Origin of the sequence: Aminobacter sp. UC22_36, assembly GCF_044056035.1 — a bacterium.
Classification (GTDB): Bacteria; Pseudomonadota; Alphaproteobacteria; order Rhizobiales; family Rhizobiaceae; genus Aminobacter.
The window spans coordinates 2,949,603-2,962,292 of record NZ_CP171996.1 but is presented as its reverse complement, the minus strand read 5'-3'; the positions used below and the strand labels follow the sequence as shown (position 1 = coordinate 2,962,292).

The window sequence follows — 12,690 nt, the reverse complement described above, 5'->3', positions numbered from 1 at the left end:
AACGCATCGGCATGGCGATAGCCATCCGGCTCGGACGAGCGTCACATTCGCAATGCGGCATTCAAGCGGTCGATCATGGCCAGGACGTGCTGCTTCTTGTCGAGATTGTAGGTGTCGGTCTCGGATATCGCGTTTTGCGCGTCATGCCAAGCATCGGACAATAGCTTGGCGCGCGAAAGGTCGGAGTTGTAGGCCGCCTCCGTCGCCGTGTCGGACAGCAGATCGAGTGCGCGGCGATTGAAGACGTCGAACTGGATGGCGTTGTCCCTGCCCGCCACCGCATCGGCAAGCCGATGCGCCGCACCAATGTCATTGCGGCCCGACTGGACGATCTTGTCGAGCGCTTCTGCGATCTCCAGCCCGCCATATTGGGTAAGCAGGATCGCAACGCGGGCGCTGCCCCCTGCCCGTCGCACAAGCGCCGCACGCGCCTCCGGCTGATCCGGCGGTGGTGGCTCCGAGCCGGCGAGTGCTGACAGCAGGCTTTGGTCATCCAATGGCGTCAACCGAATGGTTTGGCAGCGCGAACGGATGGTCGGCAACAGGCTGCCGGGCGCATGCACGATCAGGATGAACAGCGTGCGCGCCGGCGGCTCTTCGAGGTTTTTGAGCAGCGCGTTGGCGGCGTTGGTGTTCATGTCGTCGGCCGGGTCGACGATGACGACGCGGTAGGCGCCATCATGCGAGGTCATCGACAGGAAACGCGACACTTTTCTGATCTCGTCGACGGTGACGACCGATTTGAAACCCTTGGTCTTGTCGTTTTGCGGCCGCGTCAGGTGCAGCACCGAAGGATGCGCGCCGGTGGCGACCTGTCGGAACAGGCCCGAGCGCGGGTCTGGATTGGCCAGTTCTTCCGGCGCGGTTCGATGGTCGGGATATCGCAGCAAATGGTGAGCGAGATGAAAGGCAAGCGTTGCCTTGCCGATGCCGACCGGACCAGCGAGGATCAGCGCGTGCGGCAGCTTGCCCGAGCGGTAGGCGGCGGTCAGCATCGCGATCGCCTGCTCGTGACCGAACAGGCGCGGGTTTTCGGCCGGTTCCGGTACGCCGTCGAGAGTGTCGTGCTGTTCAGGGGCGAGGCGTTCGAACATCAGGCGTCGGCCCTCGTCCGGCTGCCCGTCGTGGCGCGTGCTTCAAGGGCTGCGAATACGGCGTCGGTGATGGAATGCTCGACCTCTTCCTGATCCTTCGATGCATCGATCAGGACGCATCGGTCAGGTTCGTTCTCGGCGATCGCCAGATAGGCCTCGCGCCGGCGCTGGTGGATATCGACGGTCTCCTTTTCGAAGCGGTCGGCGACATCCTGGCCACGCCGCGCGGTGGCACGGCGCAGGCCCTCGGTCGGGTCGAGATCGAGGATCAGCGTCATGTCCGGCATCATGCCATTGATCGCGACGCGTTCGACTGCTGCCATGAAATCGGGATCGAGATTGCCTGTTACGCCCTGATAGACACGCGACGAATCGAGGAAGCGGTCACACAGCACGATGGCACCGCGTTCGACCGCCGGCCTGATCACCTGCTCGACATGGTCGGAACGCGCGGCGGCAAACAGCAGCGCCTCCATCTCCGGCCCGAAAGGCTCTGCCGCACCCGACAGCAGCACATGCCGCACCGCTTCGGCACCGGGCGAGCCGCCAGGCTCACGCGTCACGACAATGTCGTAGCGCTTGTCGCGCAGCTTGGAGGCCAGGCGCTCGATCTGTGTCGACTTGCCTGCGCCCTCGCCGCCTTCGAATGTGATGAAGAAGCCGCGCGCCAATCCAATGCCTTTCTGTCCGCTGCATCGCAAGTTCATGCCGTACGAACGGCCTCACGGCATATCTTTATGTAGGTGTCGAAGCTCTATAGTCGAGATTGGCAAAGGTCCACCTGAACTATCTGAGCCAGCCGACCGCAAGCTCCTTGACCGCATCGAGCGCACGGCTCTGCAGCGAACCGACCTCGACCGGCTCGGCGGCATAGAGCGGCGTCTCCTGGCTCAGCGTATCGCCGATCCAGACCTTGAGCGAACCGATTGGCGTCCCTTGGGCCACTGGTGCGGCTATCGGGCCGTCGTAGACGATGCGGGCAACGAGCCGCTCGCGATTGGTGATCGGCAGGAAGATCGAAACCGGTTTTTGGGCCACCAGTGGGACATGCGATTTGGTGCCGCCAAATACCTGCGCTTCGCCGACCGTCTCGTTGGCGGCAAAAATCTCCGTCTTCTCGAAGGAGCGCATACCCCAGTCGAGCAGCTTGCGTGCTTCTTCCGAGCGCTCGCGGTCGCTGGCAAGGCCAGCCATGGCAGCAAACAGCCGCCTGCCTTCGCGGTTGACCGAACCGACGATGGCAAAGCCCTCACCTTCGGTGAAGCCGGCGGCCATGCCGTCGGCGCCAATGTCCATGGTAACAAGCGGATTGCGGTTGCGCTGCAGGATCTTGTTCCAGTTGAACTCCGGCAAGCTGTAGTAGCGATAGAACTCGGGATAGGTGCGCCAGATGTGCAGGCCAAGCTCGGCGAGCTCGCGCACGGTGGTCGTCTGGCCTGGGGCCGGCAGACCAGTCGAATTGACGAATGTCGATTTCTCGAGACCGATCTCGCGGGCGCGTTCGGTCATCTGCAGCGCGAAATTGGCTTCCGAGCCGGCCATGCCTTCGGCAAGCACGATGCAGCCGTCATTGGCAAGCTGCACGGTCACGCCCTGGATCAGGTCCTCGATGCGGATCTGCGATTTGACGGCGGCAAACATCGTCGAGGCGCGCGATGCGGCACCGCCGGTGCGCCAGGCGTTTTCGCTCACCGCAAACGTGTCGTCGAGCTTGTAGCGGCCGGACTTGATGGCGTTGAACACAACTTCCATGGTCATCAGCTTGGCCAGCGATGCCGGCGCCATCGCTTTGTCCGGCTCTTTCGAAAACAGCACAGTGCCAGTTTCGGCGTCGATCATGTAGGCCTGTGTGGCCTTTGTTTCGAACAGTTGGGCCTGGGCCTGCCCGGCGAAGGCAAGCGCTGCAAAAAGGCCGATCATCAAGGTGAGCGGCGCGGATAATCTGAACATCATGAGAGATACTGCCCCGTTCGGCCCCGTTCCGGTCGAGCGTCTTGAACCTATCAGTCTTCGATCGATGGGATCAACCGTGGCCGGGCAGATAGCCACAAGTCACATATCGAAAGTCCAGTCAGTCGTGCACGGCGAAAGCGTCAGGGGCGCCGTGCGACCAGGCTGCCTTCAGCATGGCGTCGAGCGACGTCTTGCCATCGGGATAGAGGTCGACCGAATACCAGGTCTTGCCTTCGAAATCGGACTGCTCGACCAGGGTGCGGCCGTAGGCGGACAACGCCTTGGCGACGCGCTGGGCTTCTTCGCCATCCTCAAAGGTGCCTGCAGCGACGTAGGCGTCCAGCTCTGGCTGGGCACGCGGCCCCGGATTGAGGTGCTTCCAGGAATCGACGATGTCGTTCGCGGTCATCGATTTTCCGGCCAGGGCGCTGAAGGCCCTGGTCGCAGCGCTCTCGCTTTCGCTGGCATAGCCCATTGTGGCAAGCGCAACACGGGTCTGTGGAACCGGCACCATGCCATCGGGACGCTCAGGCGCGATCGGGCCGAAATCCGGCAGCACGACGTCGATGATGCCCTGCCCTTGCACTGCCACGACCGGCTGCTCGAACTGGACGGCCTGTGCCGTAAGTGTGTTGGCCGGAGCACTGGCCTGCTGGACAACGGCAGGTGCCGCGTTTGTCATGGTACCCGGGAAGGCGGCCGCCTGCCCCACGCCGACGCTCGGCGTCGGGCCGTTCATGGCAATCATCACGCCTGATGGCAGGCCATCATTGGTCGGATCACCCATGCCCTTGCCTGGACGATAGGATGCGAGAAGGTACTGGTCGTCGCGGCCATCGAGCGGTGCGCGGCCGACAGTACTCGACCTTCACATTGGCCGTGCCGCTGTGGGCATAGTCGAGCATCTCGGCGGCGCGCTTGGACAGGTCAATGACGCGGTCGTTCGAATACGGTCCACGATCGTTGATGCGCACGATCACCGAACTGCCGTTCTTGGTGTTGGTAACGCGGGCGTAGCTCGGCAGCGGCATCGTCGGGTGCGCCGCCGTCAGATGCGTCATGTCGTAGATTTCGCCATTGGCGGTCAGCCGGCCATGGAAGGCGTCGCCATACCACGAGGCCGGGCCCATCGCGGCGTAGTTCTTGTCTTCCTTGGGATAGTACCACTTGCCGCGCACCTTGTAGGGTTTGCCGGTCTGGTCGCGGCCACCGCCACGCGGCAGGTTCGACATCGCTGTCGTTACGCGCGGGCTCGCCTTCACGCCATATTCGGACTCGGCGAAATATTCCTTGGAGCGCTTCTTGCTGGCGACGGAGGTTGGCTTCTGGGATGCGCAGCCGGCAATGAAAACTGCGGTCGCAGCGAGAATGCTGACGGTGGCTGCGCGCCTAAAACGCGTCCGCGTCGAGTTCTGCATTGTCGTGAAGTCCCCTGCCAGTCTACTCCGGCACCGCCAAATGATCGCAGTGCCGTCACGCCTAAGTGGAGTTAGCTCGCGCACGTATCCCCAGTTCTCTATGTGCGCAGGTAATGCTTGCCAGCCTATTAATCGACTGTGGTCCGAAACGGGCGAGATTGTGGCGCAATTACGGCGTCAGCCCTCAGACGACTTGAGCAGAACCAGGTTTCGCCATGGCGGAACAACCGCGGCGGGGTTGCGTAAGAAAGCTATTGTTTTCAGTTCGGTATGGCAAAATCCATAACAAGGACATAACGCACCTCGACGCCTGAGCGGCATCATTTGCCAATTGTGTTGCCGACAGCAGGGAAACTGGCCACCACCTTCACGCCGGGATTGTTGTCTTCGAGCGCGATGGTAGCGCCGTGCAGGTCGGCTATCGCGCGCGTCAGGCTGAGCCCGAGACCGGTGCCGGAAGTGGTTCGACTCTTGTCGAGCCGGTAAAGCCTGCGGAAGACGTTGTGTCGCTCATTGGGAGGAATGCCTGGTCCATTGTCGCTGACCTCTGCGATGATGCGCCCGCCGCTTCGTGCCAGCGAAACGTTGATGCGGGTGCCTTCTGGGCAGTGTCTGATGGCGTTTTCGACGAGATTGGCGAACATCTGGGTCAGCAACTCCCGGTCGCCGGTGACCCGGTCATCAATGCCGGCGGCGGCCGCGACCGTCAGCGTCTTGCCGTCGTCCTCGGCCACATCGACATAGATCTCGCCGATCGACGATACCACAGCGGCAAGGTCGACCTCGGCGAAACGTGCCTTGCGGGCGCCGGCCTCGATCTGGGCAATGCGCAACAAGGCTTCGAACGTCTCGTTGATCCGATGGCCTTCGGCGCGCGCCTCGGCCACGTCGGCTGAGGCCGGCTCGCCGCGCTCGATCTTCTCAGCTGCCGTTTCGAGCACCATTTGCAGGCGATTGAGCGGCGTCTTGAGGTCATGGGCAATGTCGGTGCTGACCTGCCTCATGCCATCGACAAGTGCGCCTAGGCGCTCGAGCGCGGTGTTGATCTGCCTCGATACCGAATCGATGTCGTCGCCATTGCCGATAAGCGGAATGCGCGAACCGAGCTTGCCATCGGAGACGTCGTCCATGGTGTCGGCGATGCTGTCGAGACGCCTGCGGATGCGGGTGGCCAGGAACGCGCTGAGCGCAAAGGCCGTCACCGTAACCAAGGCAAGGGCCCAGCCCATGCTCTTCAGCGCGATCGACGCCAGCCGGTCGGTCTCGGCGAGGCTGAGCCCGACCGACAGCCAGTTGTCACCGACCTTTCCCGAGATGACGCGATAGTTGCCCTCGCCGCTCAGTCCTGCCTCTTCGGCCGACAGCATAGAAAGCCCGCTTTTGACAGGAGGTTTGGTGAAATTGCCGGCAAGACGCTTTCCGGCGGGGTCGAGCAGGACGAAGATCCGGTCTTCGCCGTTGCTGAGACGCGCGTAGTTGTCGACCGCCCCGACGATGTCCTCGAGATCGCCGTCGGCGTTGGTGGCGGCAACGACCTCCCAGATTTCACGCGCCGAGTTGTCGAGCCCTTGCGAAAGCTCGGCCCTCATCAGTTGGTAGGCAATCAAGCCCATGGCCAGGAAGGCGCTGACAAACAGCGTGCCGAACCCCAGCGCCAGACGGAAAGGCGTGCTGCGGAACAGGCTAGAGCGCAGCATGCAAGGTGTAGCCCGTATTGCGCACCGTATGCAGCAGCGGCGCGTCGAAGGGGCGGTCGATCTTGGCGCGAAGCCGGCTCATATGGGTTTCGACGACACTGGTCTTGGGGTCGAAATGCAGGTCCCAGACGCGTTCGAGCAGCATCGTGCGGGTAAGCACCCGGCCTTCGTTGCGCATCAGGATCTCGAGCAGCTTGAACTCGCGCGGCTGCAGATCGATCGGCTGCCCTCGCCGCGCCACCCGACGCTTGATCACGTCGAGTTCGAGATCGGCGACAGTCAGTATTGTCTTTTGATCCTGCACTGGTGGCCGGCGCGAAAGCGCGTTGACCCGCGCCAGCAGTTCCGAAAACGCAAACGGTTTGACCAGATAGTCGTCGCCTCCGGCTTCGAGGCCTTCGACACGGTCGTCGACGCCGCCGACCGATGTGAGGAACAGCACTGGCGTCTTCACATTCGCAGCGCGCAGTGCCTTGACCACGGAAAGGCCGTCGAGGTTAGGGATCATCCGGTCCATGACCAGCACGTCGTAGGCGTTCCGCATCGCTTGGAACAGCGCGTCCTGGCCGTCCATAATGACGTCGCAGACATGTCCGGCTTCGGAAAACCCCCTCGCTGTATAGTCGGCGGTCTTCCTGTCGTCTTCAACGACAAGTATGCGCATGCTGTTTGCCCGCTCCACGTCGCTTGACCGTCGCCCCATGGGCGGCCATTGCGTTCTGTAATACCACTTCGTGGTCATTCCGTGGAAGGTGGTGCGGCCGGCGATCCGACAGGTACCAGAAACCTGCTCAACGTGTGCACGACGCAATGCCCGTCATTCGGGTGCGCTTCCATGCGAGGCGGCACCGATAGCGTTCCTGCTTGCCTGGGTCAAAGTCATGAACAGGACCAGCGCTGCGATGCCGACGAGGAAGATAAAGCTGGTCACTGTCGTGCCGAAAGCGAGGCCGCCATGTTCTGCCGGCTGGGCAAACAGGTCACCGAACGAAGCACCAAGTGGTCTGGTCAGGATGTAGACCAGCCAGAAGGCGAGGATGCCGTTCAGGTTGAACGCATAGTAGGCGAATGCGATCGCAGCGATGATCGAGGCGAAGATGACGCCTGTCTGCAGGTAGCCGAGCCCCAGCCCCTCGGCCGTCAGATCGCCGGCCGCAGTCCCGAGCGCAAAGGTGAACAGGACCGCGAGCCAGTAGAAGGTCTCGCGCCTGGTCGTGGTGATCGTATGGATCGACAGGGTCTTCTCCGAGGTGTACCAGAGCGCGAAGGTGCCTGCCAAAACGACACTGAAAACCAGCGTCGTCGTTTGCAGACTGACACCGAAATTATCGACAAGATTGTCGGTCACCAGCGTACCCACGACGCTGATCAGCACCACGCTCACCCAGTAGATCCAGGGAACGTATTTGACCCGGGCGAACTGCAAGGCGAGCGCCACGATCAGAAGGCCGCTCAGCATCCATGACGTCGTCGCCAATCCCAGGTCGAGATCGAGGTTCATGTAATCGGCGGCGGTTTCACCCACGGTGACCGCAAGGAGCTTGATCAGCCAGAAGTCGAACGTGACCGCGGGGACCTTGTTTTGCATCTGCGCACGGTTGGTCAGCGTCGTCATGACGTTGTTCCTCGTTACAGGGACACTTGGAAGCTGAAGTGCGTTTCGCTAATTGCCGAGTACCTTCAGCGCTTGTTCGAAAAACGCGTCAGCGCCGGCGTCGTCGTCGGCCTTGCAGCGTTCGAGGCCCTTGCCCTTGAGGTCGGCCGCTTTGGCCTTGTCCGCATCGCCGGCTTTCGTCGCCTTCATCGCGGCATTGACGTTGCTCAGCATCTGTTCGCAAGGCACTTGATCGGCGGCCTGGGCGACAGAAGAAAATGGTGCCAGTGCCGGCAACAGGGCGAGCACGGCGATAGCAATGGTTTTCGTCATATCCATCATCCCGTTGGAAGCCGGAAGGGTCCGGCTGTTTGACATCTTCAAGCCAGACAGCTGTTTGCGGTCGGCGCTGGCTCTGAGATGTCTAGGATGCTGAAGTCTACTGGTCCTGTCTGAGGGCATACGGTTTCGTAAGAAACCTGTTGCCAAATCATGGCCGCGGTCGTCGAGGCAGGGAAATCTCGACCTGTTCCCCGGCGGCGACGTTTCTCATGTCGTTTGAGCGGGAAAGATGTACAGAGCGACGTTGACGGGACGCCATGGAAGGCTGTAAACGCGGCTTTCGTGACCAGATGGTTGCAAGCCCTGCGCGCCTGTTGATCCGATTAAGTCGGAACAAGCAAATAGCACAACAGGTGCAATGGTTTGGAGGGATGGCCGAGCGGTTTAAGGCACCGGTCTTGAAAACCGGCGTGGGCGCGAGTTCACCGTGGGTTCGAATCCCACTCCCTCCGCCAGATCCCGCCTCCGCCATGTTAGAGCCTGCAAACAGGCTGCGGAACGCCTCGGCCTTGTTGATAGACATCATGAAGCGGCCCTGCAGCATTTGGAGCCTTCCGGCATGGCGGTGAACCTTTCGGTCGAAAGTGCCCCGGGTCGCCGGGGCATTGCGGGGGCTACTATCTTGAACCAACGGGTTTTTCAGCAGGTGGTGAGCCTTGGCCCCAATTGCCGCGCCAAGCAGCACATGAAGCAGAACTTCGGCGATCGCATCACCCGTCGCGGTGTGTTCGATTGGCAAGTCACGCCAAGTGGAACTCTGGTGGAGTACCTGCGCCGAGACTTTCACGGGATGTTCGAAAGAGCTGATCTCGCCGTCATCGCAGGGAAAGTCATGAACCTGCGCTACGGAACAGAGCATCCCCATGAGTTTCCGATAGATGTCACCGAAGCGCAACTCGACCTCCTCTTCCCTGCCGCCAGAAAAGCCCATGACGGCTGGTGCCTGGTATCGCGGAACATGATCGCCGACAGCCTGACGACTTTTTTCATTCTGGGGCTGCCGGTCCCCGATGAAGTCGCTGACGAATTCCGTGCACATGTCCAGCGCGCCAATCCGCGAAAACGTTTCGAATTGTTGCTTTCGCCGGTTGGCGATGTCGCGGAATGGCGTGGCGATGCCTGGAAAGGCGACGCTGAGTTGTGGGTGCGCCATCTCTCGCAATTCCAGATTTCCCCGCCGCTCTCGGCTCGCTTGCGCCATCAACTGCGGCGATTGCATAAGAATTTCCGGTACTTTCTTCCGCGTTCGCAAAGCCGGCTGCTGGGTGGGACCGGGATGTACAACTAGAGCCCGAGGCCCACAGGCCAAGGCTAGCTGGTTGTTCAGGAAACGGAAACGCGCGCCGCGCATTGTAGCAATCAAAGGCATGGATTTGCCCGGCGCCGGGGCGTAACCCGTCAAACCTGAGGCGACAGACTGATCAGCTTTCCGAATTTCCGTCCGCAGAGCCGGGCAGCAAGGCGCAGGCGCATCGAGATCGACCTGTCCAACACGGTCGCCTATGCCGTTGGCGACGTCCATGGCTGCTATCGGGAGCTGGCGTCGCTCGAACGGAAGATCATCGCCGATGCGGCAGTGCTGCCCGGGCGCAAACTGATCATCATGCTGGGCGACTACATCGACCGGGGCCCGGATTCGGCCAAGGTTCTCGACCACCTGATTGCGTCGCCACCAGCCGGCTTCGAGCGCATCTGTCTCATCGGCAACCACGAGGCCCAGACGCTCGACTATCTCGACGGCAAGCTGTCGCTCGGACGCTGGCTCGCCACCGGTGCCCGCAGCACCCTGTTTTCCTACGGCATCGATACCGAACATCTCAGCGAACTTTACGGCAGCGGCAGCAGGCTCGACGACCACATCCGCGCCACCTTCCCGCACGAGCACATCGAATTCATGCGCGCCCTGCCGATCATGGTCTATTCGGACCGTTTCGTGTTCGTGCATGCCGGCATCCGTCCCGGCGTGCCGCTGCTCGAGCAGCAAGATGACGACCTGCTCTATATCAGGGAAGAATTCTTCGAAGCATCGCGGCGGCTTGATCGCTGGGGTCGTGCACGGCCACACCCCGACCGACGTTCCGCGCATCGATGGTCGCAGGCTCGACATCGACACCGGCGCCTTCAAGACCGGCAGGCTGACGGCGGTACGGATCGCTGGCAAGGGCGGCCGGCTGCTGTTTTCCTGATCCTCAGGTCGCGACCTTTACCTTGGCCTCGCTCTTGTCGACGTAGTAGCTCGAATATCGATCGAGAAACTGTTCCGAGCTGCCATAGGCGCCGTAACGTGGCAGCTTCTTCAGATCGACCTTGTTCAGCACCAAGCCAAGGATCTTGCTGGCGATCTGGGGTTCGGCGTTGAGCGCCGAACGGACGAGCGGACGTGGCGTTGCCCCCCATTCGGCGACCAGCACGAATCCGTCGGCGAGCGGTGCGAAAGCCTTGGCGTCGACCACCGGGCCGAGCGGCGGCAGGTCGACGATGATGTATTCGAACGTTGCCTTCGCATCCTCGATGAAGCGCCGCATGCCGGCCGACGACAGCAGCTCGCTGGTGTGTGAAAAGCGACCGCGCACGACAGCTGGGACGATCGCCATCTTGGTCTGGCGGTCGACCTTGACCACCGCCTGCCAGCCCTTGTCGCTGACCACCGCCTCGACCAGTCCTTGCTCGGCATCGATGCCGAGGCTGCGACTGAGGCCGGGGTTGCGCAGGTCGGCGTCGATCAGCAGCGTCTTGGCACCATTGCTGGCGAGCAGGCCGGCGAGATTGGCGGCAACCGTCGACTTGCCCTCGCCCGGCAACATGGAGATGACGCCGATCACCTTGCAGCCGAGATCCTGCAACACGACGTCGCTGGCGATCTTGGTGCTGCGCAGCGTTTCGGCGAACATCGAGGCCGGCGCATCGACAGCTATCCGCATCTTGGCCCGCCGTTTCGCCGCCTCGGCGGCACGCGTTGGCGGCTGTGGTGGCGGCGTGCCCCATCTTGCTCGTTTCGGTCTTTGTCCCGTCCTTCTTGTCATCGCTCGACCCGAGCAGCGGCAGGTAGCCGAGGAACTTGACGCCAAGTCTTTCGCGAACGTCTTCGGCGGTGCGGAAGAAGCGTTCGTTGAATTCGTTAAGCGCGCCGAAGGCCGCCCCCATGACAACACCGAGCACCAGCGCCAGGCCAAACACCATCGAGGTTCGCGGGCTCGACGGGCCGCGCGGCGTCGTCGCTTCCGAAATCACCCTGACCTTGGCGATGGGGAAGGAGCGCTGCTGCGACGCCTCCTCGTAGCGCGACAAGAACGTCTGGTAGAGCGTGCTCAACGCCGTCGCCTGCTGCTGCAGTTCGCGCAGCCGCACCTGCGCCTGGTTGGCGCTGGAATTCTGGCCCGTCGCTTCAGACACGCTGTTGCGCAGCGCTGTCTCGCGCGACTGCGCCACCTCATAGCCGTTGCGGTACGTCTCGGAAAGCTGGCTCAATTCGCGGAAAATCTGGTTGGAGAGATCCGTCTGCTCCTTGCGCAAGGCAACGGCCTGAGGGTGGTTGGGACCGAAGCCTGCCGAAATCTCCTGCTCGCGCTTGGAGACACTGGAGTAGCGCTTCTTCAGTTCGGAAATCAGCGGGTTGCCGGCTTCTTCCGCCGACAGGGTCGAATTGCCGACCGCTGCTTCCGGGCCGCTCTCGATGATGATGCGGTACTGTTCGTAGCGCGCCCGTGCCTTGGCCGTGTCCGCCTGGGCGAGGATCAGCTGCGCGTTGAGATCGGACAGCTGCTGTTCGGCAATGGTTTCGCCGCGCGCCGCCTGAAGGCCGTTTTCGGCGCGGAACTTCTCGACCTCGAGCGACGCCTTCTGCGAACTTGTTCGCAGCTCCTCGAGCCGGCCCTGGAGCCAGACAGCGGCCTTTTCGGTGGCATCGAAACTCGCATCCAATTGGTCGGCGACAAAGGCGTCGGCATAGGCCTTGGTGATGTCGGCCGCCAGTTTCGGATCATGCGAGCGATAGCCCATGGAAATGACATAGCTGCGGCCCGAGCGCTCGGCCATGATGTTGGACTGCAGCATCGCCACCGCCTGCTCCTTGCGCGCCGCATCGGCCATGACCTTGCGCTGCGCTTCGGTGAGCTCTGCGCCGCCGGCGATGTCAGGGGCGGAACGGAATATCTGCAGGAAGCCGCGGGCATATCCGACCAGGGTTGACAGAAGCGACTTCGGCGGCTGCATGAAATTGGCGTTCTGGTCGAGCTTCTGCTTGTCGACGACCACAGCGGCCAGACGTGCCGACTTGATGATCTCGATCTGGCTGAGGATCGCCGCATCGGTCTGCATGTTAACAGGCGTCGCCGAAACCTCGTCGACCATCTTGTTCATGCCTTCGTCGATCAGCGCGCTTGTGCTGGCGGTGAAGGTCGGCGGCGTCGTCTGAAGATAGATCAGCCCGAGCAGCAGGCCGACAACAGCGCCGATCCCCACCACCTTGGTCTGGCGCTTGGCCATGGCCAGCAGGCGTTCGAGGTCGATGAAGTTGCTACCTTCCCGCGCGTCCTCCCGAGGCGCTGGAATGCGGTTGTTGAAGGGAAAGCTGGCGTAGTTCATCTGCGTTC

At 62.0% G+C, this 12,690-nt stretch carries 10 protein-coding genes, 1 tRNA gene and 3 pseudogenes; 4 read left to right on the top strand and 10 right to left on the bottom strand.

What is annotated here, in order from left to right:
* Window positions 1–41: 41 nt before the first annotated feature.
* The 8 genes and pseudogenes from ACHMW7_RS17820 to ACHMW7_RS17785 form a co-directional block, all read right to left on the bottom strand.
* The gene (locus ACHMW7_RS17820) at window positions 42–1,097 is read right to left on the bottom strand and encodes a DNA polymerase III subunit delta' (protein WP_395451355.1); all 1,056 of its coding nucleotides are present in this window, start codon (window positions 1,095–1,097) and stop codon (window positions 42–44) included.
* Window positions 1,094–1,765: a dTMP kinase gene (tmk, locus tag ACHMW7_RS17815; RefSeq protein WP_395451354.1), complete on the bottom strand. Its 672-nt coding sequence runs from the start codon at window positions 1,763–1,765 to the stop codon at window positions 1,094–1,096. Before tmk ends, ACHMW7_RS17820 begins: the two co-directional genes overlap by 4 nt.
* A 115-nt stretch (window positions 1,766–1,880) precedes the next feature.
* Window positions 1,881–3,014 carry a D-alanyl-D-alanine carboxypeptidase family protein gene (locus ACHMW7_RS17810; RefSeq protein WP_395451353.1) on the bottom strand — a complete coding sequence of 378 codons (1,134 nt, stop codon included), beginning with the start codon at window positions 3,012–3,014 and terminating at the stop codon, window positions 1,881–1,883.
* A gap of 151 nt (window positions 3,015–3,165) precedes the next feature.
* Window positions 3,166–4,465: pseudogene (locus tag ACHMW7_RS17805) on the bottom strand (septal ring lytic transglycosylase RlpA family protein).
* A gap of 320 nt (window positions 4,466–4,785) precedes the next feature.
* Window positions 4,786–6,162: a sensor histidine kinase gene (locus ACHMW7_RS17800; protein WP_395446918.1), complete on the bottom strand. Its 1,377-nt coding sequence runs from the start codon at window positions 6,160–6,162 to the stop codon at window positions 4,786–4,788.
* Window positions 6,149–6,826 carry a winged helix-turn-helix domain-containing protein gene (locus ACHMW7_RS17795; protein WP_395446917.1) on the bottom strand — a complete coding sequence of 226 codons (678 nt, stop codon included), beginning with the start codon at window positions 6,824–6,826 and terminating at the stop codon, window positions 6,149–6,151. The genes ACHMW7_RS17800 and ACHMW7_RS17795 overlap by 14 nt, the downstream gene beginning before the upstream one ends.
* A 153-nt stretch (window positions 6,827–6,979) precedes the next feature.
* A complete protein-coding gene (locus ACHMW7_RS17790; protein ID WP_395446916.1) occupies window positions 6,980–7,777 on the bottom strand; it encodes a hypothetical protein in 798 nt (265 codons plus the stop codon).
* A gap of 48 nt (window positions 7,778–7,825) precedes the next feature.
* Complete coding sequence (locus ACHMW7_RS17785) at window positions 7,826–8,089, bottom strand: hypothetical protein (protein WP_395446915.1); 264 nt, start codon at window positions 8,087–8,089, stop codon at window positions 7,826–7,828.
* Between the two features lie 374 nt (window positions 8,090–8,463).
* On the opposite strand from ACHMW7_RS17785, the gene ACHMW7_RS17780 reads away from it, so the two are divergent.
* From ACHMW7_RS17780 to ACHMW7_RS17765, 4 genes and pseudogenes are all read left to right on the top strand, one after another.
* Window positions 8,464–8,553, top strand: a tRNA-Ser gene (locus tag ACHMW7_RS17780).
* Window positions 8,554–8,657: 104 nt separating this feature from the next.
* Window positions 8,658–9,386 (top strand): hypothetical protein, encoded by a 729-nt coding sequence (locus ACHMW7_RS17775; protein ID WP_395446914.1) that lies wholly within the window; start codon window positions 8,658–8,660, stop codon window positions 9,384–9,386.
* 129 nt (window positions 9,387–9,515) lie between these two features.
* Window positions 9,516–10,058: pseudogene (locus tag ACHMW7_RS17770) on the top strand (metallophosphoesterase); the annotation flags it as partial.
* Window positions 10,059–10,083: 25 nt separating this feature from the next.
* Window positions 10,084–10,284 carry a hypothetical protein gene (locus ACHMW7_RS17765; RefSeq protein ID WP_395446913.1) on the top strand — a complete coding sequence of 67 codons (201 nt, stop codon included), beginning with the start codon at window positions 10,084–10,086 and terminating at the stop codon, window positions 10,282–10,284.
* A 3-nt stretch (window positions 10,285–10,287) separates the two neighbouring features.
* On the opposite strand, the gene ACHMW7_RS17760 is transcribed toward ACHMW7_RS17765, so the two are convergent.
* A complete protein-coding gene (locus ACHMW7_RS17760) occupies window positions 10,288–11,019 on the bottom strand; it encodes a polysaccharide biosynthesis tyrosine autokinase (RefSeq protein WP_395446912.1) in 732 nt (243 codons plus the stop codon).
* A 268-nt stretch (window positions 11,020–11,287) separates the two neighbouring features.
* A pseudogene (locus ACHMW7_RS17755) lies at window positions 11,288–12,583 on the bottom strand (chain-length determining protein); the annotation flags it as partial.
* Window positions 12,584–12,690: the final 107 nt, after the last annotated feature.

What these genes read in the sequence shown, in the direction of transcription:
- ACHMW7_RS17800 (WP_395446918.1), bottom strand. Translation starts at nt 6,162, where the DNA reads ATGCTGCGCTCTAGCCTGTTCCGCAGCACGCCTTTCCGTCTGGCGCTG.
- ACHMW7_RS17790 (WP_395446916.1), bottom strand. Translation starts at nt 7,777, where the DNA reads ATGACGACGCTGACCAACCGTGCGCAGATGCAAAACAAGGTCCCCGCG.
- ACHMW7_RS17760 (WP_395446912.1), bottom strand. Translation starts at nt 11,019, where the DNA reads ATGCGGATAGCTGTCGATGCGCCGGCCTCGATGTTCGCCGAAACGCTG.
- ACHMW7_RS17775 (WP_395446914.1), top strand. Translation starts at nt 8,658, where the DNA reads ATGGCGGTGAACCTTTCGGTCGAAAGTGCCCCGGGTCGCCGGGGCATT.
- ACHMW7_RS17765 (WP_395446913.1), top strand. Translation starts at nt 10,084, where the DNA reads ATGACGACCTGCTCTATATCAGGGAAGAATTCTTCGAAGCATCGCGGC.
- ACHMW7_RS17785 (WP_395446915.1), bottom strand. Translation starts at nt 8,089, where the DNA reads ATGACGAAAACCATTGCTATCGCCGTGCTCGCCCTGTTGCCGGCACTG.
- ACHMW7_RS17810 (WP_395451353.1), bottom strand. Translation starts at nt 3,014, where the DNA reads ATGATCGGCCTTTTTGCAGCGCTTGCCTTCGCCGGGCAGGCCCAGGCC.
- ACHMW7_RS17795 (WP_395446917.1), bottom strand. Translation starts at nt 6,826, where the DNA reads ATGCGCATACTTGTCGTTGAAGACGACAGGAAGACCGCCGACTATACA.